16 protein-coding genes are annotated in these 22389 nt (G+C 48.3%); 10 read left to right on the plus strand and 6 right to left on the minus strand.

Translation table 11 applies throughout. The features are described from left to right. Positions 1-24: 24 nt before the first annotated feature. Genes AB8599_RS18625 through AB8599_RS18640 form a run of 4 tightly spaced genes read left to right on the plus strand, consistent with a single transcriptional unit; the run spans position 25 to position 4560 of the window. The gene (locus AB8599_RS18625; protein WP_407334393.1) at positions 25-945 is read left to right on the plus strand and encodes a carbohydrate ABC transporter permease; all 921 of its coding nucleotides are present in this window, start codon (positions 25-27) and stop codon (positions 943-945) included. A gap of 1 nt (position 946) precedes the next feature. Then, positions 947-1777: a carbohydrate ABC transporter permease gene (locus tag AB8599_RS18630; RefSeq protein ID WP_407334394.1), complete on the plus strand. Its 831-nt coding sequence runs from the start codon at positions 947-949 to the stop codon at positions 1775-1777. An 8-nt stretch (positions 1778-1785) separates the two neighbouring features. After that, entirely contained in the window at positions 1786-3417 is a 1632-nt protein-coding gene (locus AB8599_RS18635; protein WP_407334395.1) for an alpha-glucosidase, read from the plus strand. A gap of 9 nt (positions 3418-3426) precedes the next feature. After that, the gene (locus tag AB8599_RS18640; RefSeq protein ID WP_407334396.1) at positions 3427-4560 is read left to right on the plus strand and encodes an ABC transporter ATP-binding protein; all 1134 of its coding nucleotides are present in this window, start codon (positions 3427-3429) and stop codon (positions 4558-4560) included. A 99-nt stretch (positions 4561-4659) separates the two neighbouring features. On the opposite strand, the gene AB8599_RS18645 is transcribed toward AB8599_RS18640, so the two are convergent. Together AB8599_RS18645 and AB8599_RS18650 are read right to left on the minus strand one after the other, a co-directional pair. Further along, positions 4660-6201, minus strand: a complete 1542-nt coding sequence (locus AB8599_RS18645; protein ID WP_407334397.1) for a glutamate synthase-related protein — start codon at positions 6199-6201, stop codon at positions 4660-4662. A 137-nt stretch (positions 6202-6338) separates the two neighbouring features. Then, positions 6339-7958: an alpha-amylase family glycosyl hydrolase gene (locus tag AB8599_RS18650; protein WP_407334398.1), complete on the minus strand. Its 1620-nt coding sequence runs from the start codon at positions 7956-7958 to the stop codon at positions 6339-6341. Between the two features lie 530 nt (positions 7959-8488). On the opposite strand from AB8599_RS18650, the gene torE reads away from it, so the two are divergent. The 3 genes from torE to torA all read left to right on the plus strand — a co-directional run bounded on the left by torE (position 8489) and on the right by torA (position 12447). Then, complete coding sequence (gene torE / locus AB8599_RS18655; protein WP_407334399.1) at positions 8489-8668, plus strand: trimethylamine N-oxide reductase system protein TorE; 180 nt, start codon at positions 8489-8491, stop codon at positions 8666-8668. 109 nt (positions 8669-8777) lie between these two features. After that, positions 8778-9956 carry a pentaheme c-type cytochrome TorC gene (gene torC, locus AB8599_RS18660; protein ID WP_407334400.1) on the plus strand — a complete coding sequence of 393 codons (1179 nt, stop codon included), beginning with the start codon at positions 8778-8780 and terminating at the stop codon, positions 9954-9956. A 13-nt stretch (positions 9957-9969) separates the two neighbouring features. Next, positions 9970-12447: a trimethylamine-N-oxide reductase TorA gene (torA, locus tag AB8599_RS18665; protein ID WP_407334401.1), complete on the plus strand. Its 2478-nt coding sequence runs from the start codon at positions 9970-9972 to the stop codon at positions 12445-12447. A gap of 83 nt (positions 12448-12530) precedes the next feature. On the opposite strand, the gene AB8599_RS18670 is transcribed toward torA, so the two are convergent. Further along, positions 12531-12944 (minus strand): globin family protein, encoded by a 414-nt coding sequence (locus AB8599_RS18670; RefSeq protein ID WP_407334402.1) that lies wholly within the window; start codon positions 12942-12944, stop codon positions 12531-12533. 337 nt (positions 12945-13281) lie between these two features. Between AB8599_RS18670 and AB8599_RS18675 the strand changes: the two genes are divergently transcribed. The 3 genes from AB8599_RS18675 (at position 13282) to AB8599_RS18685 (ending at position 17484) form a co-directional block, all read left to right on the plus strand. Further along, entirely contained in the window at positions 13282-13845 is a 564-nt protein-coding gene (locus tag AB8599_RS18675; RefSeq protein WP_407334403.1) for a GNAT family N-acetyltransferase, read from the plus strand. 178 nt (positions 13846-14023) lie between these two features. Continuing rightward, on the plus strand, positions 14024-14863 hold the full coding sequence (locus AB8599_RS18680; protein WP_407334404.1) for an isopenicillin N synthase family dioxygenase: 840 nt from the start codon (positions 14024-14026) through the stop codon (positions 14861-14863). A gap of 188 nt (positions 14864-15051) precedes the next feature. Beyond that, entirely contained in the window at positions 15052-17484 is a 2433-nt protein-coding gene (locus AB8599_RS18685; protein WP_407334405.1) for a PAS domain S-box protein, read from the plus strand. 191 nt (positions 17485-17675) lie between these two features. Here the strand turns inward: AB8599_RS18685 and AB8599_RS18690 are convergent, their stop codons facing one another. From AB8599_RS18690 to AB8599_RS18700, 3 genes are all read right to left on the minus strand, one after another. Beyond that, a complete protein-coding gene (locus AB8599_RS18690; RefSeq protein ID WP_407334406.1) occupies positions 17676-20576 on the minus strand; it encodes a methyl-accepting chemotaxis protein in 2901 nt (966 codons plus the stop codon). 7 nt (positions 20577-20583) lie between these two features. Next, positions 20584-21222, minus strand: coding sequence for a hypothetical protein (locus AB8599_RS18695; protein ID WP_407334407.1), 639 nt, complete (start codon positions 21220-21222; stop codon positions 20584-20586). A gap of 251 nt (positions 21223-21473) precedes the next feature. After that, on the minus strand, positions 21474-22364 hold the full coding sequence (locus AB8599_RS18700; RefSeq protein ID WP_407334408.1) for a LysR substrate-binding domain-containing protein: 891 nt from the start codon (positions 22362-22364) through the stop codon (positions 21474-21476). Positions 22365-22389: the final 25 nt, after the last annotated feature.

Genomic DNA, 22389 nt, shown 5'->3' on the forward strand with positions numbered 1-22389 from the left:
CAGCAGCATTTAAAAGGAAATCTTATGGAACAGACCAGCGCTCTCACGCGAAAACGCGTACGCGCCGCTTGGTGGTTTCTCACACCCATGATCATCACCCTTGTTATGGTGGCTGGTTGGCCGTTGCTAAGAACCCTTTGGTTCAGCATGACCAACGCGACCCTTGACGGCAGTGGTACGGCGGAATTCATTGGGTTTGATAACTACTTCGTTTATGAAGACGGCGAATATTACGGCATCTTGTTTGATCCCACTTGGTGGCAGTCTGTGTGGAATACCCTGTATTTCGCTGTGGTGTCAGTCAGCCTAGAAACCGTGTTTGGCATCATTGTGGCCTTGGTACTCAATACCAAGTTCAAAGGGCAGGGCTTAGTTCGTGCAGCGGTTCTTGTCCCTTGGGCGATTCCCACCATCGTTTCGGCAAAAATGTGGGGATGGATGCTTCACGATCAATTCGGGATCGTGAATGACTTTCTGATGACGATCGGGTTGATCGCTGCGCCATTGGCATGGACAGCAGACAGCGACATGTCACTCAATGTGGTTATTGCAGTTGATGTGTGGAAGACCACCCCGTTTATGGCGCTCTTGGTGCTTGCCGCCTTGCAAATGCTGCCTTCCGATTGCTACGAAGCAGCAAGGATAGACGGTATTCACCCTGTAAGAGTGTTTTTCAAGGTCACCTTGCCTTTGATCATGCCTGCAGTGATGGTGGCCGTGGTATTCCGAGCGCTCGATGCGTTACGAGTCTTCGATCTTATCTACGTGCTGACGCCCTCTAACGAAGCCACAATGTCGATGTCAATCTACGCGCGACAAAATCTGGTGGATTTCCAAGACGTCGGTTACGGCTCAGCGGCATCGACCTTGTTGTTCTTGATCGTGGCTCTATGCACCATTTTCTACCTCTACATCGGGCGTAGAAACATGAATGGAGGAACCTAATATGTCTAAAAAATGGTATTGGCGACTTGGGTTCTTTCTCTTGGTCTCAGTGATCGTGTTGTTCTCGGTGTTTCCGTTCTACTACGCCATCGTCACCTCGTTCAAATCGGGCTCAGCGTTGTTTGAGGTGGAATATTTCCCGTCGGTTTTTGACTGGGGTAACTATGCGTCGGTGTTCTCTGGCGGCACGTTTGGGCGAAACTTGTTGAACTCCGTGGGCGTCTCAACCGTGGTGGTGGCTATCTCGCTACTGCTCGGTGTGACCGCATCCTACGCACTTGGGCGTATTCGCTTTCGTGGTCGCAACATTGTGCTGCTCACCATTCTGGGGGTTTCCATGTTCCCGCAGGTGGCTGTGCTGTCAGGATTGTTTGAACTGATCCGTGGCTTGGGGCTTTACAACTCCATGCCAGGCCTTGCATTGGCCTACATGATCTTCACGCTGCCGTTCACTGTGTGGGTGTTAACGACCTTCATGCAGCAATTGCCGTTAGAACTTGAAGAAGCGGCCATTGTGGATGGCGCGACGCCATGGCAAATCATCACCAAAGTGTTGATGCCTTTGCTGTGGCCAGCGTTGGTCACCACGGGGCTCTTGGCGTTTATTGCGGCATGGAATGAGTTCCTGTTCGCGTTGACTTTCACCCTTACCAACGAAGAACGTACGGTCCCTGTGGCCATCGCGTTAATCTCGGGAGCGGGTCAGTACGAACTGCCGTGGGGCACCATCATGGCGGCGTCGGTCATTGTCACTGTGCCACTTATTGTCATGGTTCTGGTCTTCCAGCGCCGCATTGTTTCTGGCCTCACCGCAGGCGCAGTTAAGGGATAACACACGAAATGAATCAACAACAATTGCATTGGTGGCGCGGTGCGGTCATTTACCAAATCTACCCGCGTAGCTTTTATGATGCAAACCAAGACGGTATCGGTGATTTGCCGGGAATTACTCAGCAGCTTCCGTATGTTGCCGCATTAGGGGTGGATGCGATTTGGCTGTCTCCCTTCTTTAAATCACCAATGAAAGACTTCGGTTATGACGTCTCCGATTATTGCGATGTTGATCCCCTGTTTGGTTCACTAGAGGATTTCAAACAGTTGATCGCAACCGCACACGATCTCGGGCTCAAAGTGATGATTGATCAAGTGCTGAGTCATACGTCGGATGAACACGCTTGGTTTAAGGAAAGTCGTGTCAGTCGCGACAACCCCAAATCAGATTGGTATGTCTGGGCTGACCCTAAGCCCGATGGCACACCACCAAACAATTGGTTATCTATTTTTGGCGGGTGCGCATGGCAATGGGAAAGTCGTCGTCAGCAGTATTACCTGCACAACTTTCTTGTGAGCCAGCCCGATCTCAACTTCCATCACCCTGATGTGGTTGAGCACCTATTGGATACCGTGAAATTTTGGCTTGATTTGGGGGTGGATGGTTTCCGTCTCGATACGGTTAATTTTTATACCCATGACCGTCAACTGCGTGACAACCCCCCGTTGTTAGCGGGAGACAGTAAATCATTGGGCGTACCCGGCACGAATCCGTATTCCATGCAAAAGCATAAGTACGATATCTCGCAACCTGAAAACATGGCGTTCCTTAAGCGATTGCGAATGTTACTGGATCAGTATGAAGACATCACAACAGTGGGGGAAATTGGCGACGACAATCCACTGGCATTGATGGCGGAATACACCAGTGATAACGACAAGTTGCACATGGCTTACACCTTCGATCTGCTCAATGTTCATCGTTCACCGGCTTATCTTGCATCCGTGATTGAGAACATTGAGTCAGCAATCGGTGACGGCTGGCCTTGCTGGGCGCTGTCTAATCATGACGTGGTGCGCTGTCTGTCACGCTGGGGATCAGATGAATCCGATCCTTTGGCCTATGGCAAGGTGTTGCTCGCACTGTTGACCTCTTTACGAGGCAGTGTGTGTTTGTATCAAGGTGAAGAGCTTGGCTTGCCTGAAGCCGATATTCCATTCGATAAAATTCAAGATCCGTATGGCATTCCATTCTGGCCTGAATACAAAGGGCGCGATGGCTGCCGTACCCCCATCCCTTGGAATTCGAACGAGCAAAATGCGGGATTCAGTCAAGCAGAACCCTGGCTACCTGTCGATCCCCGCCATGTCACATTAGCGGTGAATGCACAGGAGTTAGATGCAAACAGCATGTTGGGACATTACCGCAAATATTTGCGTTGGCGTAAGCATCTACCCGCACTGGTTAACGGTGACCTCACGGATTTGGCGTCGAACCTTCAAGGCTTGCGCTTTGTTCGCTCGACTGCCAACCAGAGTGTATTGGTGGTGTTTAACCTTACCGATTCTTCCATGAACATGGCGCTACCAGCAGGAAACTGGCAAGCATTAGAAGGCCATGGTTTCTCGTTCGACTTAGAGAATGGGTCGGTATCCCTACCGCCGTATCAGGCGGCATTTGCAATAAAATCAGACGGGTAAGGATGCATTATGGCTGAGGTCATTTTAAAGAAAGTCAATAAAAAGTTCGGCAAAGTCCATGTCACTAAAGACGTTGATCTAAACATTCAATCCGGTGATTTTGTGGTTTTTGTTGGGCCGTCAGGGTGTGGTAAATCCACGTTATTGCGTTTGATCGCGGGCCTTGAAGATATCACCAGTGGAGAACTGCTGATCGAAGGGCAAGTGTGCAACGATCTGCCACCGCCAGAGCGTGGCATAGGCATGGTGTTCCAATCTTACGCCCTGTATCCGCACATGACCGTGTATGAAAACATGGCATTTGGCCTGCAACTGGCAAAAACAGAGCCGAAAACGGTGGATGAGAAAGTGCGTGAGGTTGCTGCCGCGCTGCAATTAGAGCCATTACTGGAACGTAAACCGAAAGAGCTGTCTGGTGGTCAGCGTCAGCGAGTGGCGATTGGTCGCGCCATTGTTCGTGAACCAAAAGTGTTCTTGTTCGATGAGCCACTGTCGAACTTGGACGCATCGCTGCGTGTACAAATGCGCATGGAAATTGCCAGATTGCATGATCGCCTAGGCGCAACCATGATCTACGTGACCCATGATCAGGTCGAAGCGATGACATTGGCGACCAAGATCGTGGTATTGGATGCCGGGCGAGTAGAGCAGGTGGGTTCGCCGCTTGAACTCTATAACCATCCGGCCAATACTTTTGTCGCGGGCTTTATTGGCTCACCGAAGATGAATTTCTTAACGGCTGACATTGTCGAAGTGGGTGAGTCCACCACGCGGGTACAAATTCACCGTGGGCAAGAAATCTCGGTGGCGGCGAATACGATAGGTGCCAGTGTGGGAGACCCATGTGTGGTAGGTATCCGTCCTGAGCACATTCGCTTTGGCGAGAAGGACGCGATTCAAGAAGGTGGTGTGGAGTTGAGTGTGGTTGAGCAATTGGGCAACGAATGCCTGATGTATTTCAGTACGCCACAAAGCGCTGATCCCGTAGTTATTCGCATAGAAGGGCAAACCACAATACGCGCTGGCGATAAGCGTTGTATTGAGTTCCCTGAAGATTACTGCCACTTATTTGATCGTGATGGAAGAGCGTTCAAGCGCTCTGTGGTGGGCGAAACTACGCCATTGCTGGTGGTTACGCCATAAATATTTAAAACAACGTCAGAAAGCGAAAGAGGCAGGAATACCCTGCCTCTTTAATTTTGTGCCATTTACATCTACCACTAAATACACCGCGGTCTGGCGTTACAAATTCGTCGGGCCTGCACCTGAATAGTGAATTCCCGCCAATTCTGCCATGTCTTTGTGGAATGTCGCCAAGTCATTGATGTTGAATTTACTCAGATCATCATGCCCACACGCTCTTGCCATCACTTGCATTAAGTGTGTTGAGGCGGTGAAAAAGTTATAAAGCTGCTCTGCGGATTTCTGCACATTGAGGCGTTTACGCAGCTCTGGATCTTGGGTTGCAATACCTGCCGGGCACATGTTGGAATTACACATTCTCGCACCAATGCAGCCAATGGCTTGCATCGCACTGTTAGAAATAGCAATGCCGTCAGCCCCCAACGCCAGCGCTTTGACAAAATCACTTGGCAAACGAAGACCACCTGTAATGATAAGGGTGACATCGCTAGCGCCTTGTGAATCCAAGAAGCGCCGAGCACGAGCCAAAGCAGGAATGGTCGGCACACTGATGTGATCGCGAAATAGGGTCGGTGCAGCGCCTGTGCCACCGCCACGACCATCAAGGATGATGTAATCCGCACCAGCATCCAATGCAAAGCCAATGTCCGCTTCCACATGGTTGGCACTGAGCTTAAACCCAATAGGAATGCCGCCTGTTACTGCACGCACCTCATCAGCAAAACGCGCAAAATCAGCCGAAGTGTGCAAATCGACAAAGGTTGAAGGGGAGATAGCATCGGTGCCTTCGGGAATGCCACGAACTTCGGAGATTTTACCGTGGTTTTTAACCCCTGGCAGATGTCCGCCTGTCCCCGTTTTTGCCCCTTGTCCGCCTTTAAAGTGGAACGCTTGAACGCCTTTGAGCAGATCTTCCTTATACCCGAACTTAGCGCTGGCTAATTCGTAGAAATAGCGACTGTTCGCCGCATGTTCTTCGGGCAACATACCGCCTTCGCCTGAGCAAATCCCCGTGCCTGCTTTTTCTGCGCCCATCGCTAGAGACACTTTGGCTTCTTCTGACAGCGCACCGAAGCTCATGTCAGACACAAACAGTGGGGTAGAAAGTGTCAGCGGTTTTTTCGCCCGCGGGCCAATCACCAACTCTGTTGAAACGGGAACATCATCCAGCAGCGGCTTGGTTGCCATTTGCGCCACCATAACTTGGATCTGATCCCATTCGGGCAGTTTGTAGCGTGGCACGCCCATCGAAGTCATCGGGCCGTGATGACCAAATTTGCTTAAGCCCTCTTTCGCCAACTGGTGGATAAGTTCAACAAACGGTTCTTCTGGTGTTGCTTTTGCGGCAGGCGCAGCATCTGTGTGTTGTACTTCAGGCATTTCTTTACCCACATCATCAGCGGTATAGCGCGTATGCGTACCATCGCAAAACGGGGAGTTTCCAGTGTGTTTACAGGCGCAAAACCATGCATCACCGTCTTTGTCTGCCTTGTAGGCGAGCGGGGTAAATGACGTCCCCGCATGGGCACCATCACAAAAAGGTTGATTCTTCGAACGTCCGCATTGGCAGTAGTAATACTCCTTGTCTTTCTCGAGGGTGACTTTGATTGGCTGGTTACCTGACACGACGGGATCTGACATTACTTGCTCCTTATTCGACACGGTTGTTTGTGATTTTTCTTTCTTGCTTCCCTGATAGAGCGCGATCATCGCCCGTTTATTGTTTCAACAGTATGCTCGGTTAACGTCTTGAATTCTTTTTCATATATGAGCATTTTCTAAAATAGTCGGTTTAGCTCGCCAACCCACGCTTGCCAAGGTTTGAGGCTCAATACACCGTTAGCTTCTGAGGGGGCGTTGTCCATATGCGGCAGGTCAATCGTTGTAGCCGTATTAGGTAAATTTAGCCGAATGGTGGCGTCTTTGGCTGAACCGTTTAATGCAATGATTAAGGTTTGGGACTCGTGGTGGCGTTCCAGCACCATCAGAGAATCATTGAATGCCAACACACGGCAGCTTCCTTCAAGGAGTGCTGGTTGATTTTTTCGCCATTTCAACAAGGCATGGGTGAAATGGAGCACTGAATGGGAGTTTGACATTTGAGCATCAATGGCTAGCTCTGCATGCTCTGGGGCGGCAGGAAGCCATGGTGCACTGTCGCTAAATCCTAGATGGGCATGTGTTTGAGACCATGGCAAGGGTGTCCGGCAACCGTCGCGGCCGACATAGTCGGCAATAATTTGCTGACCAAAGAAATCTTTTCGCGCCGCAGGGGGGACATTAGCTTCCGGCAAGCCCAACTCTTCGCCCTGATAAATGCTAATGACACCTTGTAAGCTGCACAGCATTGTCAGTAACAATTTGGCAGACGCCGGCTGGTTATTGGCGTCTTGCCAACGTGATACGGTACGGGCGATATCATGATTTCCTGTGCTCCAACATCCAAGACCTGGATGTACAGCATTGAAAAAGGCATTGAGTTGTTCACCAACCTGTTGAAAGTTATGGCACATGCTGAGTGACTCAAACACATTGGCTGCATCCAGCGCATCACCTTCGCTGGTGTAACGATCAATCACCGCATATGGCGACGGATCGCTCAATGAGCCGAGCAGCCATTTCCTATCTTCATAGCTGTCAGCAATCACGCGAAGCTGTTTAAGCAGATGGATATTTTCAGGGCGACTGATGTTGTAGCGTTGGCTCTGGTAACAATAAGGGTCTGCCCTGGCTTCGTCTTGCCACCCTAAATGCCGCGAAGGGTTACTGCGTAGTTTGTCATCATGCAGGAACAGGTTTACCGAATCGAAACGCAATCCATCAATGCCCAAGCCGAGCCAAAAGCGGGCATTGCCCAATAGCTGTCGAACTACTTCTGTGTTTCGGTAATTCAAATCGGGTTGATTGCTCAAAGTGTTATGTAAATAGTATTCACCACGGGTAGGGTGCCAACGCCATGCGGATTCACCAAAGATGGTTAGCCAATTATTGGGCGGTGTGCCATCTTTTCGTGCTGGCGCCCACACGTACCAATCTGCTTTCGGGTTGTTATTGCTCGAACTGCTTTCCAAAAACCAAGGATGTTTGCTGGAAGTGTGATTCGCCACAAAATCCAAAAAGACTAAAAGATTTCGTTCCCTCGCCTCTTTTACCAGCAAAGCAAACGTTTCAATGTCGCCATATTCCTGATTGAGGCTGCGCAGGTTTGTAATGTCATAGCCAAAATCACTGAGTGGCGATTCAAAAATCGGTGACAGCAAGATGCCATCGACACCCAGCCACACAAAGTAGTCGAGCTTTTCACGAACGCCGTCGAGATCGCCAACTCCGTCGCCATTGCTGTCAAAGAAACTGCGAACATAGATGTGGTAGAGAATCGGAGATGAAATTGGTTTCATTGTTTTTCTTATACTAAATAACGGGTTACATCAAAAATAATAGACCAACATAACACCGTTGTGGCGAATTCTTACCTGGCACAAAGTTTACAGTGTAAATGCTTGATGGGATGGCGAGAAAGTTGGCGTGTCAGATAGTTATTACCGCGAAAAATCGCCGGTATTGCAAAGTGAATATCGATGTTTTTCAGTTATTTAAACTTTTTTCTTAGGGGTGGGAGTGTGTTGCATTTTTGCGAGGTGTTTTGACCATTCAGACAGGGAAGATGTCGACCCAGTTGCGGCTTAAAAAGATAGCCAATAGGAAAATGATGGACAGGAGACAAGTTCAATGTGTTCTTAGCATTGAACCAGTCTGGATTTCCCTTTTAGTTTTATCTTCTTGCGTACTGTAATCAATAACTTCGCATGAATCATTGCATCAATAAAGAGACACATTTTTATACACCGTCTCCTAGACTAGTTGGGTAAATATTATTAAACCTTGGTGGCGACGGGTGATGACGTCATCAGATGAGAGAGGCATCGTTATGGAACAGAGTGAAAATAGTATTGTTCAGGAGCCGGAGAAAAGAAGCTTTGAGTGGCGGGCGTTTTGCTTCATCGCCATCTTTTTGTTTCCGATTCTAAGTGTCGTGTTGATTGGCGGTTATGGCTTCATTATTTGGATGAGTCAGATATTTATTTTTGGTCCTCCGGGTCACGGTTAGATCTCACCCAAACTTTGCATCCAATTTGACGCGTGAAAGCGTGCAAAAAAATCACCCAGATCGTCGCACCAACGCTACTCGGTGACCTGATGAGCAAGAGCAGATATCGATGAAAGAATTTATTAGAAAACTTTGGGCAACCATGCGGCGCCCAGCAACAAAAATCAGTTTGGGCACCCTTACATTGGGCGGCTTTATTGCAGGTGTGATTTTCTGGGGGGGCTTTAACACTGCTCTAGAAGCGACCAACACTGAACAGTTTTGTATTTCATGCCACACCATGCGTGAAAACGTGTACCCAGAATTGCAGCACACGGTGCATTGGTCAAACACCTCTGGGGTGAGAGCGACCTGTCCAGATTGTCATGTGCCTCACAATTGGACCGACAAAATCGCCCGCAAAATGCAAGCCAGTAAAGAAGTGTTTGCGCAAGTATTTGGCGTGATAGGCACGCGTGAAAAATTCCTCGATAAGCGGCTAGAACTTGCTCAGCATGAATGGGCACGATTTTCAGCCAATGGCTCGGCTGAATGTAAAACGTGTCACAAGTACGAAAGCATGCAGATAGAAAATATGCGCCCCGCTGCGCGTCTGCAAATGACACAAGCTGCTGAACGGGATCAAAGCTGTATTGATTGCCACAAAGGGATTGCCCACGAGCTTCCTGCTGAAATGGATTCAACAGGCGGTATGCTTGGTAAGCTGATTTCTCAGGCTCACAGCACCAACTACGAGAAAGACAAACCTGTCTATAGCGTTAACTTCCTTGAGATGTATGTCGATCAAAACCTTACGCAAGACGGCGGTGTTTTGGAGCCAGCCACCATGGTGACAGTGTTAGATGACAGCGAGGAGTCCGTGAAAGTGGCCTTGACGGGCTGGCGTAAAATGAAAGGCTTTGGTCGTGTGATTTATGAAGACTTTGGTTTAAATATCGCGTCAGCTGCATTGTCCAAAGCGGTGGCGCAGAGTAACACCGACGTGAGAACGTTTGAAACCAAGGAAGATGAACTGACCGGTCTGACATGGCAGCGTGTGGAAGTCGATCTGTGGGTCAAAAAAGCAGACTTCCTAGACAACATTGATCCTATTTGGACTGAAGCCAAACAAGCCTACGACACCAACTGTAGTTTGTGTCATACCCAGCCTGCGGTAGCACACTTTGACGCTAATACTTGGCCGGGTATGTTCGATGGAATGATGGGCTTTGTGAACTTCGATCAGGCGACACAGGCGCTGGTACTTAAGTACCTGCAAAAACACTCCAGCACCTTTGCAGACCACTAAGAGGGATAACGGCATGGCGATGAATCGACGCTCTTTCTTAAAACGCATGTTATCTGTTAGTGCAACGGTCGCAATTGGACCCAGTCTCCTTGTTGCCTCAGATGCAAAAGCAAATACTGAATTACTAGAGGGGGCATGGCGTACGTCAGGCTCTCACTGGGGGGCCTTCCGCGCCCGTATCGTGGGTGGTGAGGTAGCCGAAGTGGTGCCTTTCAGTCACGATAAACATCCTACTGAAATGCTCGACGGTATCAAAGGCCTGATCTACAACCCATCGAGGGTGAGATACCCCATGGTACGGTTAGATTGGTTGAAGAAAAGCGAAGGTTGGAATACTACCCGTGGCGATAACCGATTTATTCGTGTCACATGGGATCAAGCGCTGGATCTGTTTTATGGCGAATTGGAGCGAGTACAGAAAACTTATGGCCCGTCTGGCCTGTTAGCTGGTCAAACGGGTTGGCGTCAAACCGGCCAATTCCATAGCTGTACCACACATATGCAGCGGGCCATTGCCATGCATGGCTTCTTTGTGAAGAAAATCGGTGACTATTCAACCGGTGCAGGGCAAACCATCTTGCCGTATGTACTCGGCTCTACCGAAGTGTATGCGCAGCAAACCTCTTGGTCGTTGGTGTTGGAAAACGCTAAGCAGATCATCATATGGGCGAATGATCCTGTCAAAAATGCGCAAGTGGGTTGGCAGTGTCCTACCCATGATGTGTATGGCTACTTTGCACAGTTGAAAGACAAGGTCGCGTCTGGTGACATCAAGGTGATCTCCGTCGATCCTGTGGTGAGCAAGACGCAGAACTATCTCGGTTGCGATCATCTTCGTATCAACCCACAAACTGATGTGCCGTTCATGTTGGGTATCGCACACACCTTGTATACCGAAGATCTCTACGACAAAGACTTTATTAAACTGTATTGCCTTGGCTTTGAACCCTTCGTGGATTACGTGATGGGCAAGACCAAGGACAAAGTAGAGAAAACCCCTGAATGGGCTGCGGCGATTTGTGGTGTACCAGCAGACAAAATTCGCGAGTTTGCCCGTATGTTAGCCAGCAAACGTACACAGATCATGTTTGGTTGGAGCGTGCAGCGTCAACAGCATGGTGAGCAGCCCTATTGGATGGGGGCAGTTATCGCCAGTATGCTGGGTGGGATTGGCCTACCGGGTGGCGGTGTCTCTTATGCGCACCACTATAGTGGTATCGGCGAACCTGCCACTGGCGCCGCAGGGCCAGGGGGCTTCCCGCGTAATCTTGATCCGGGCATGACACCGCTTCACAACAATGAAGATTTTAAAGGCTACTCAAGCACTATTCCTGTTGCTCGCTGGATAGAAGCGATCGAAGAGCCGGGCAAAGAGATCAACTACAACGGCAGCAAAGTGAAGCTGCCACCGATCAAGATGGTCGTCGTCAGTGGTAATAACCCTTGGCACCACCATCAAGATCACAACAGAATGAAAAAGGCCTACCACAACATTGAAACCGCAGTGACCATTGATTTTGCGTGGACCGCCACCTGCCGTTTCTCAGACATCGTGTTGCCAGCGTGTACCCAGTTTGAACGGAATGACATTGATTTGTATGGTGCTTATTCCGCCACAGGCATACTTGCCATGCATAAGCTGGTGGATCCCCTTTATCAGTCGCGCACAGACTTTGAGATTTTCAAAGGACTGACACAGCGTTTTGGCATTGGAAAAGACAAAGAATACGCGCAAGATATGACCGAAATGCAGTGGGTTCAAAAACTCTATGACGAATGTGTCGTCGCTAACAAGGGTAACTTTGAAATGCCAGACTTCCAGACCTTCTGGAAAGATGGTTATGTGGGCTTTGGTGAGGGCAGCACATTTGTCCGACACGCATTGTTCCGCGAAGATCCCGAGCTCAACCCGTTAGGCACACCGTCAGGGTTTATAGAAATCACCAGCCGTAAAATTGGCAGTTATGGTTATGAATATTGCCAAGAGCATCCCATGTGGTTTGAAAAAGCAGAGCGTTCACACGGTGGCCCGGGTTCGAAAGCTTTCCCTTATTGGCTGCAATCTTGTCACCCGGACAAGCGCCTTCACTCCCAAATGTGTGAGTCGCCAGCTATCCGCGAAACCTACACAGTGCAAGGGCGTGAACCTGCTTATATCAACCCAGAAGATGCCAAAGCCAAGGGCATCAAAGATGGCGATTTGATCCGCGTGTATAACGACAGGGGGCAACTCATTGCAGGCGCGGTGGTATCTGATGACTATCCGTCTGGTGTGATTCGGATTCAAGAAGGCGCATGGTATGGACCAACAGGCTCAGAAATTGGAGCGATTGATACCTATGGTGACCCGAACACGGTAACGTTGGATGTCGGTACGTCAGAATTAGCACAGGCGTGCAGTGCGAATACCTGTCAGGTTGAATATGAAAAATTCAAGGGTGAAGCACCGGCGGTGAATGCGTTTAGCGGGCCGATTGTCGTCACGTCATAAGTTGCGCCGAAAATATAAACCGATAGAAAAGAGCCGTTTAGCGGCTCTTTTTGTCGGTGAAAGAAATGAGCGAGTGAAGGTCGTTAAGCCGCCATTTCCGCTTTCATCGTATCTGCCACAAAGTGAATCAGCGCGACCCAAGCATCCCGCGTTTCTCGCGTAAAATCATCGCCCAGCCCCACTTTGAGGGTGTGAAGTAACGCATTGCCCACCGGCGTGAAATGTGCTTTTTTTACGCCATAACCTTCATGCCTTTTAGCAAGCTGTTGTAACACAGGAAGCAACTGATCGGTCGCGTTCAAACTGCTTACAGCAGCATGCAAAATCGCCATCAATTTACGACCTTGTTGCTTCATGTCACCTTTAAAAAGTGGTTTGAGAGACGGGTCATATGAAAATAAGGTGTCATAAAATATTTCCGCAGCTTGGAGTGAAATTGGCTCTACCTTACGAAAACTGTTGGTGATCAACGTGACTTGCCGTGCTGTTAACGCCATAACAGATGTCCCCAAATATGGTGCGTTGCCTATTGGTATTTTATGCTAGTTGTTGCGCACTCTATCAAAAGAGTAGGAAATCATGCCGTTTTGTCCAATGACTAGTTTTGAGCCTCGCTCATTATTCGGGTCGTTGCGGTGTAACTATCATCTAATCAAAATTGAGAATCAGATCTCAGTAGGATGATTGATTTTCCTATTAGCTATATAGAACGAAGGGATAGCTTTAACGATACATGCCCATGCAGGGAGCAATCACTGGTTTGTCCTGATTCACACCCGCTTCACGTTACATTGATAAAAAGACCGCAATAGCGGCGACATGACAAGGAACAGCATGTTTACATTTGACGATATTTGCTTGCGCCCCGCCAAAACCGAAGAACGGGATCATCTTTGGCACTTCATCTACGTGGAGAATGAGTGGAAAGCACACGATGCGCCCTATTTTCCGCTAGAGCATCAATCAAAATTTCAATTTCGTCGTCATCTGTTTAAGCGCCTCAAAGAAGCCAAAACCGCGATGGTGATTGATTATCAAGGTGAAGCGGTTGGTTACCTTTCTTGCTATTGGGAAGAGCAGTCTACCCGTTGGCTAGAAGTGGGGATAACCCTTTTCACGTCGACGCATTGGGGCAAGCAAATTGGGCGAAGAGCGCTGACCTTGTGGATATCTCATCTTTTTGAACAATACGACGTGGAACGCATAGGCCTGACCACTTGGTCTGGAAACCCTCGAATGATGAAGTGCGCGAAGGCGCTGGGAATGCAAGAAGAAGGGCGCATTCGTAAAGTGCGTTTCTATCAGGGGGAGTATTTTGACTCCTTGCGTTACGGGGTATTGCGCGACGAGTGGCAATCCCAGCAACGAGCGGCCAGTAAACTTCGCTGTGTCGGTTAGCTTTTACAGTGTAAACGGAGGGAGTAATATCTTGCTTCCTTTGGGCGAATAAGCCTAGCTAGTGTGCTATCAAAAACTGTCTACCTAGCGCAATGTTCTGAGCCCGTAGCGTTGCTCTAGAGATGTCAACTGCTAGAATTGCGGCTTACAATAACAACTCAAAAGAAAGTGAATCATCATGAAATTGGAAGCCGTCGATTTCAACGCGCCCGATGCGGCTGCGCGTTTCGTTGAATCCCTGCGTAATACCGGATTTGGCGTACTTAAAAACCACCCCATCAGCCAAGACCTCGTTGCCTCTATCTACACGAACTGGCAGGAATTCTTCAACAGTGAAGATAAAATGGGGTTTCGTTTTAACCCTGAAACCCAAGACGGTCTATTTCCGTCAGACGTGTCCGAAGTTGCCAAGGGCCAACAGAAAAAAGACATTAAAGAGTTCTTTCATTACTACCCATGGGGGCAGTGCCCAGATTCGTTGAAAGACGAGATACAAGATTACTATGATCAAGCCAATGGGTTTGCTCAACAGCTTCTTTCTTGGGTAGAAACGCACTCTCCTGAAGAGGTTTCCGCCCGTTATTCTCAGTCGCTTTCAAGCATGATTGACGGTAGCGAGAAAACCTTGCTGCGTGTCCTACATTACCCGCCAATGCAAGGTGATGAAGAACCAGGGGCGATTCGCGCCGCCGCGCATGAAGACATCAATTTACTGACTATTTTACCTGCTGCTAACGAACCCGGCCTGCAAGTGCTAGGCAAAGATGGAAAGTGGCTAGATGTACCGTGTGACTTCGGTAATATTATTATTAATATTGGCGACATGCTTCAGGAGGCGTCGGGCGGTTACTTCCCTTCTACCACCCACCGTGTGGTGAACCCACAAGGTGCAGACATGAGTAAATCACGCATTTCTTTGCCTTTGTTTTTGCATCCAAAGCCAGACGTGGTGTTGTCAGAACGTTATACCGCGCACAGCTATTTGATGGAGCGATTACGTGAGCTTGGTCTGATTTAATTCGCCCTTTATCTCACACAAGAAGCCAGCGAGAAGCTGGCTTTTTTGATCGTTAACCAAGCTTAGCCGAACAAGCACTTTTGGGTTGGCTGGGTATGTGGTCAATAAGATTGATTTAAAACGCTTAAAGTGAGGAAGAATATACTGCGTCGACTAGTATTCTATAAGAGGATACAGGAGTCTCATTAATGAAAAGGTCAATTTTATCAAACTTGAAGCGAGCCATGGGTAGTGTGATTGGCTCTCACACCGACGTTGGCAGTGAAGCCAGCGCGAAGATCGCTGCACTTGATAAGTCGATTGCGATTATTGAGTTTGACCCGTCGGGTCATATTCTTTCCGCCAATGAAAACTTTCTCAATGTCATGGGTTATAGCCTTGAACAATTGGTGGGCAAACATCATTCAATGTTTGTCGACCCTACCTATGCAAAGTCGAAAGAATATCGAGATTTTTGGGCCAAATTGGCACATGGAAAATCGTTTTCTGCCGAGTACAAGCGCGTGGGCAATAACAAGGTGAATGTCTGGATTCAGGCCTCTTACACGCCGGTTTACTCTGCTGAGGGTAGCGTGCAAAAAGTGGTGAAGTTTGCTACTGACATTACGCAGGAAAAAAACAAGAATCTGGATTACTTCGGCCAAATTGAAGCGATTAATCGAAGCCAAGGTGTGATTGAGTTCGACGTCAAAGGTAACATTCTCAAGGCCAATGATAACTTTCTTGAGGTGATGGGCTATTCGAGAAATGAAATCATTGGAAAGCATCATTCTATGTTTGCTGATCCTGAATATGCTCGCTCTGCTGAATACAAACAGTTCTGGGAAATACTGGCTTCCGGAAAATTTCAAAGCGCACAATACAAACGATTTGGGAAAGGCGGCAAAGAGGTGTGGATCAGCGCATCTTATAACCCCATTCTTGATGATGAAGGTAAGCCTTTCAAAATCGTAAAATTTGTCACCGACATTACCGCACACAAGTTGCGAAATGCTGACTTTGCAGGACAAGTCGCTGCCATTGGTAAGTCTCAAGCGGTGATTGAATTTAATCTCGACGGCACTATTCGCCACGCAAATGATAATTTCCTCAATGCCGTGGGTTATCGATTAGAAGAGATTGAAGGTAAACATCACTCCATGTTTGTTGGCCATGAGCAACGAGATTCCCAAGAATATAAGACTTTTTGGAAAAAGCTTGGCTGCGGCGAATTTCAGGCTGGTGAGTACAAGCGAATTGGTAAAGGAGGCAAAGAAATATGGATACAAGCCTCTTACAACCCCATTATGGACGCTTCTGGGCGACCGTTTAAGGTTGTGAAATATGCCACTGATGTGACGGCGCAAAAGCTGAAAAATGCTGACTTTGAAGGTCAAATCGACGCCATTGGTAAATCGCAAGCCGTGATTGAATTTGATATGGACGGTACTATCCGCCATGCCAATGATAACTTCCTCAACGCAATGGGTTACACCTTAAAAGAAGTGCAAGGTCGCCATCATTCGATGTTTATCGAGACGAAAGAAAGTGGTTCTCAGGCGTACAAAGCTTTCTGGGAAAAGCTTAATCGCGGCGAGTTTGAAAGTGCTGAATTTCGTCGTATCGCCAAAGGCGGTCGTGAGGTGTGGATACAGGCATCATACAACCCCATTAGTGATGTGAACGGGAAACCGTTCAAGGTCGTTAAATACGCTACCGATATCACATCAAAAAAACGTGCCGTATCCTTGATTAGCAATTGCTTACTGTCGCTCTCTAAAGGCGATCTTAGCCATACCGTCAGTGAAACGCTGGACGCCGAGTTTGAACCTGTTCGTGATGCGCTAAATTCAACCATTGAGCACCTTAATAAATTGGTAACAGATATTGTGCGAGGGTCTGACTCTGTTAGCACCGGCGCTCGAGAGATAAAACTGGGCACGACAGATTTAAGCGATCGCACTGAATCCCAAGCCGCCAGCTTGGAAGAAACCGCCGCGAGTATGCAGGAAATCACCGCCACGGTTCAGCAGAATGCCGATACGTCTCAAAGTGCGGTCATGCTGGCTAACGAAGCAACGCAAAAAGCGGAGCGCGGTGGAAAAGTGGTGCTTGAAGCGGTGGGCGCGATGGCAGAAATTGAAAAGTCTAGTAAGCAGATTTCAGACATCATTGGTGTAATCAATGAAATTGCCTTCCAGACTAATTTGTTGGCACTGAATGCCGCTGTTGAAGCAGCAAGAGCCGGCGAGCAAGGCCGAGGTTTTGCCGTGGTTGCAGGGGAGGTTCGCAACCTTGCTCAACGAAGTGCCAAAGCATCTGTTGAAATCAAAGAGCTGATCAATGCCAGCGTTAACAAGACCAAAGACGGCACGCATTTAGTGCGAGAGTCTGGCGATAACTTAATCGAGATTGTTGATGCGATTAAGAGTGTGTCAAAGCTCATTGGTGACATGAGTACGGCCACCCAAGAGCAATCGCAAGGTATTGCCGAGATTAACCGTGCGGTCACTGAAATGGATAATATGACACAACAAAACGCAGGGTTAGCGGAAGAAACCACTGCTGCCAGTGAGAACTTGCTGGTCGAAGCAGAAAGCTTACGAGAACTCGTAACCTTCTTTAAAACGCGTGCGAGTTAACCGCTGATAGAGCTGATAGATAGGTAGAAACAACGAAGCGGGCGAAAGCCCGCTTTTTATTTGTCTGAATGAGTACAGTTTATCCATGTAGGGCGTTGGCAGTAAGCAATGAAAAAATGAACGGGTGCTCTTTAGTGACGTGTGCAGCTTAGCGGCTGATATCAAGTAGCGTAAGCGATGAGCGGCTTAGCTTAGGCTTCCTGTTCATTATCGCCATAATCATCGTTTTCGTATTCTTCCATGTCGTCGTTGTCTTCATCAAAGATGAGGTGATCAGCATCGATGCTTGAGCTCAGGGAGCGGCGTGGTACGTTGTCCATCCTGTTATCTGGTAGATTAAAGAACGCCACCATTTCTGTCATGTCTTGAGACAGGTTCCACATGCCTTCGCTGGCGGTGGTGGCTTCTTCCACAAGAGCCGCATTTTGCTGCGTCATGTTGTCCATTTTGGTGATAGACAAATTGACCTGCTCAATACCGACGCTTTGCTCTTGTGCTGCGTCCGAAATCTCTTCCATTTTGCTGCCAACGTCCTCAACCATGGCGACGATTTCAGTAAGCGTTTTACCGGACTCGCTCACTAAATCAGAGCCAGTCGCGACTTTTTTCTTGCTGGCTTCAATGAGGTCTTTTATCTCTTTAGCGGCGCCAGCAGAACGCTGAGCGAGGTTGCGAACCTCACCAGCAACCACCGCGAAACCACGCCCTTGCTCACCGGCCCTTGCGGCCTCAACCGCTGCGTTCAGTGCCAATAGGTTCGTTTGGAAGGCAATTTCATCAATCACGCCGATGATCTCAGCAATTTCGTTGCTCGCTTCGCTAATTTCGTCCATTGCTATGATGGTTCGTGATATTGCGTTGCCGCCCTCGCGCGCCTTCGCGCGCGCTTTCATGCTTACCATTTTGGTCGACAAGGCGTTCTCCGCGCTTTGTTTTACTGTGCCTGTCATTTGCTCCATGCTGGCAGCGGTTGATTGAAGCGACGAGGCTTGTAATTCTGTGCGCATACTCAAATCTTGATTGCCCGTAACAATTTCTCGAGAAGAGACAGAAACGGTGGATGCCGTGTCGCGGATGCTATAGATAACTTCAGTGAGTTTATCAATGGTTTGGTTGGTGTCGTTCTTAAGCTGAGCGAGTCGTCCGCTGTAAGATTTTTCCATACGCTGAGTCAGATCGCCTTTGGCCATAGCGGCGAGTATTCGCTGCATATCAGCAAGAGAGCTTTCGACGTTTTCCGTGAGTACGTTGAGCCCTTCTGCCAAATTGTAAAAAAAGCCCTCTTTTCCCACCATCTCGATACGGCCACTGAAATCTCCGCGGGTCGCACCGGAAATCACCTCTGCGATTTCGCGTTCAATGGCGACTTCTGCTGTGCGATCTTTCCACTCAATCACAGTGCCAATACGATCGCCATTTAAGTCTGTCATTGGCATGGCATTGATTGACATGACTTTATCGCCAACAAAGAATTCACTTTTAAACGCAGTAGTGAGCTTGGCCAGAATGTTCTGCTGTTTGGTTGGCACACGATGGAACACATCAATGTGTTCGCCAATGACTTTTGACGGGTTAAAGTTCTTAATTTCTTTCCTAAAATCGTCCTGAGCGTCCACCAGCATTGTTTTGGCTGCATCATTGAGATAGATGATTTCATTGCTGCTGTTGGCTAGCATGATGTTGTTTGAAACACTGTCGAGTGCCTGACGCACTTGTGCATTCTCTTGCGCAATGACTTGCGACGTTTTCTCCGTTTCCAGTTTGGCTTGCTCCACCAATTCGGCGTTGTTCAGAGAGTGGTTAGTGGCCTCTTTGATGGACAGTAAATCACCGCTGTAATCCCCTTGAATGCGAACGCTGAGATCCCCCTCTGAAATACGTGCCATCACGGTGTTTATTTCACTGAGTGCGTTTTGCGTTGCCGTCATTAACGTGTTGAATGCCTCGGAAGATTGACTGATTTCGTCGTTTCCTTTAACACTAAGGCGAACAGAGTAATCCCCATTTTTAGAAACGGCTTTGAGACTTCTAGTCATGTCAATAAGAGGCTTAGTCACTGACCGCGTGATTAAAACGGCAACTAAAATGCCCATGATCACACCGGCAAACCCGGTCAGCTTAAGCACCGTAGTGATTTCGAGATTGAGATTATTGAGCTTTTCCATTTCTGTTTTCAGTGTTTCGTTTTGTACCGTCACGATGTCTTCGATCAAAGTGAGCGACAGCGTGGCTAAGGGCGAGGCTTTGGTTCCCAACAGATATTGCGACATGTTCCACTGATCGGAGTCTCTCACTGCGAACATTTGTGTGACAAGAGGGGAGAACTGGTCACGGTATTTTGAGTATTCTTCCATGTACTCAGCTTGCTCGCGAGTGAGAAGGTGCTTGTGGTCTTCCAGGGTATGAAAAAGGCGTGTATTGGTCGTCCATTGCTCGAAAAATGAGGCTTTAAACGTTTGGTTCCCACTCAGCAAATAGGATTGAACGGCCGCAAGCCCTAATGAGAATGACGCGCTGGATTCTGCAAATAACCCCAGTAGTTCTTTACGTTCTGGCGTTGCAGGCAACCCTCGTTCAATACTGGTCAGGTAATTGATGGCGTAAACCAGCCTCAGCACGATGGGCTCGCCTTGTTCCGCATAAATCTTCATCGCGGGTTGTTCATCAGCGGTATGTGCAATGCGTTCTGCATCATCTTGTGCAGAGCGGTATTGCGCCAAACTTGCTCTTAGCGTTGCCAGCTTTTCTTTGTAATCTTTGATTTGCTGATGATCGTTATCGGTATTGGCATCCAGCACGGCCAGTTGTTGATTAATACTTTCCCAGACCGCTTGTCGTTGTAGTTTGAATTCGGGGTCACCCAACACGAGGTATCCGCGAAGAATAGCCAGCGATTTATTGACTTCTGCCACCAGTTGGTTGCTAGCCAAGGTAGCGGAAAACGTGGAGTTAACCAGCTCTTGTTCAACGTCTTGCACTTCCGTTAGTCTTGCGCTGGACAGAGTGACAGCGGCCACCAATATGGCAAGGACTAAACCAAAACCCAAAGCGAGGCGCTTTCCAATCGTATAGCGGAAATATTTAAGCTTCATTGGCTATTCACTCGTCCATTTTTGTCTGTTTGCTAAGTTGCTGCTGTTCACCAAGTAACACGGTCAGTTTTCTGTGGATCAGTTCGACAAGTGCATAGACGTCTGACGGGGTTTTGGCTCGTGCATAAGTGCGATGAGAATAAAAATCGCCAAAGTTGTTTTCTGGCTCAATGTTAGAGAGCGTTTTCGATAAGGTGTCTAAGCTCGCTCCGGCTAACAAAAACACTTCGGCAGGAATAGCTTCATTGGCTTGGCGTTTAACGCGTGCAACGGGTGGAACATCGTAGCGCATGGCCAAGCGGTCGATGTCATCACATAGATTTCCCAGTGAGACGAAGACTTGTTCAGGTTTGTAACCGTTCACGAGAACAATTTTTCGTGGCAAATCGCGTGCAATGGACGGCTGATATTTGTAGGCGTAGTGCATCACCATCGAATCGATGTTCTTCACTAAGGAATACACTTGCGTGGGCGTGAGTTCGCCGTACAGATCGGAATATCCATAGCCAGTGCTTTTCGTGGTTGTTGAAGCAGCTTGACTCGATGTGGGTGCGATCGCAGACGTGATCAGCATGCAGCACAATGCCGCATAGGCGGTCGAAAATCGCCGGCTTGCATGATGGTTTTCGAACGTTATTTGCTTCATTTCATGCCTTCCAGTGAATCAAGAATAAGATCATCAACCCAAAAATTGGCTTTGGCTCACATTTAAGTCTAGACGTAATTCACGTAAATGCCTGTTTAGACAAGTGCTAGCAATAGAGGTACACAGAGGAAGTAGAGGGAGAAATAGACGTGTTCAAAAACAAGCGGTGAACAATGAGATTCAGTGACGTTGCGAAACCCAAAAAGACGATAGAAAAAGCAATATAAGGTAGCAGTGCTTAGGTGGCTGCGCTATGTGCCCATTTCATCTTGTGCAGAGATTTGCTGCAACCAGCGACCCAGTTTGAGTATTTCGGGCTGGCGTGATCTGTGCTTCTTGTACACAAAATACAGGCTGTCACCGGTCGGCATTTCATGCATGGGAATACGCACCAACTGCTCGCGATCAATTTCGTTCATGAAGTAGTGATTCAAAAAGGTAATACCGTGTTCATAGCGCGCCGCCTCGGTCGCAAGCAGCATGTGGCTGAACGAATGGATTTTTACCGTGTTTGGCAATGAAAACCCACCCAATTTACACCACTGAACCCAGTCGTTCTCCATGAGGGATGTAACAGACAGTAGCGGATAATCCCAAAGCGCTTCAGGCAACGGCTTGTCTTTGATTTGTTGCCAAATCTTGTGGCTACAAACCGGGTATAAATATTCTTTGTAAAGCAAATCGTACTGGTAGTTTCGCCCCGGCTCGAAGTCGATAATAAAGCAATCGGCCAGTTTATCGGAAAGGTGAGGGTGGTCTGCGAACATTTCCAGAGCGAGATCGATTTCAGGGTGTTTTTGTCGAAAGTCAGATAATTGCGGCATGAGCCATTTCACGGCAAGCGAGCTGAAAACGGCTAATCTCAGCTGGCCAGATACACCTTCTCTGACTTGATGGCTGGCACGAGCGATGGCCTGTAGCGGGTCAGCAACGTCATCGTAATAGCGTTGACCGACAGGGGTGAGTTGCAGTGAACGGCCTTGGCGATCAAACAAAGATTCGCCCAAAAAATCTTCCAGTAAGCGTATTTGATGGCTAACTGCACTTTGCGTCACGCTCAAGCGTTCAGCCGCTTTAGAGAAGCTATTTAGACGGGCAACCACCTCGAAATATTGCACTGCACGTAGTGGTGGAAGCTTCATTATCTAAATAACTCATGGAAGAAGT

Origin of the sequence: Enterovibrio litoreus (assembly GCF_045679545.1) — a bacterium.
GTDB lineage: Bacteria > Pseudomonadota > Gammaproteobacteria > Enterobacterales > Vibrionaceae > Enterovibrio.

Bases quoted from the DNA above. Each gene is read 5' to 3' on its own strand.
- AB8599_RS18625 (WP_407334393.1), top strand. From the start codon at position 25: ATGGAACAGACCAGCGCTCTCACGCGAAAACGCGTACGCGCCGCTTGG.
- AB8599_RS18630 (WP_407334394.1), top strand. From the start codon at position 947: ATGTCTAAAAAATGGTATTGGCGACTTGGGTTCTTTCTCTTGGTCTCA.
- AB8599_RS18635 (WP_407334395.1), top strand. From the start codon at position 1,786: ATGAATCAACAACAATTGCATTGGTGGCGCGGTGCGGTCATTTACCAA.
- AB8599_RS18640 (WP_407334396.1), top strand. From the start codon at position 3,427: ATGGCTGAGGTCATTTTAAAGAAAGTCAATAAAAAGTTCGGCAAAGTC.
- AB8599_RS18645 (WP_407334397.1), bottom strand. From the start codon at position 6,201: ATGTCAGATCCCGTCGTGTCAGGTAACCAGCCAATCAAAGTCACCCTC.
- AB8599_RS18650 (WP_407334398.1), bottom strand. From the start codon at position 7,958: ATGAAACCAATTTCATCTCCGATTCTCTACCACATCTATGTTCGCAGT.
- torE (WP_407334399.1), top strand. From the start codon at position 8,489: ATGGAACAGAGTGAAAATAGTATTGTTCAGGAGCCGGAGAAAAGAAGC.
- torC (WP_407334400.1), top strand. From the start codon at position 8,778: ATGAAAGAATTTATTAGAAAACTTTGGGCAACCATGCGGCGCCCAGCA.
- torA (WP_407334401.1), top strand. From the start codon at position 9,970: ATGGCGATGAATCGACGCTCTTTCTTAAAACGCATGTTATCTGTTAGT.
- AB8599_RS18670 (WP_407334402.1), bottom strand. From the start codon at position 12,944: ATGGCGTTAACAGCACGGCAAGTCACGTTGATCACCAACAGTTTTCGT.
- AB8599_RS18675 (WP_407334403.1), top strand. From the start codon at position 13,282: ATGTTTACATTTGACGATATTTGCTTGCGCCCCGCCAAAACCGAAGAA.
- AB8599_RS18680 (WP_407334404.1), top strand. From the start codon at position 14,024: ATGAAATTGGAAGCCGTCGATTTCAACGCGCCCGATGCGGCTGCGCGT.
- AB8599_RS18685 (WP_407334405.1), top strand. From the start codon at position 15,052: ATGAAAAGGTCAATTTTATCAAACTTGAAGCGAGCCATGGGTAGTGTG.
- AB8599_RS18690 (WP_407334406.1), bottom strand. From the start codon at position 20,576: ATGAAGCTTAAATATTTCCGCTATACGATTGGAAAGCGCCTCGCTTTG.
- AB8599_RS18695 (WP_407334407.1), bottom strand. From the start codon at position 21,222: ATGAAGCAAATAACGTTCGAAAACCATCATGCAAGCCGGCGATTTTCG.
- AB8599_RS18700 (WP_407334408.1), bottom strand. From the start codon at position 22,364: ATGAAGCTTCCACCACTACGTGCAGTGCAATATTTCGAGGTGGTTGCC.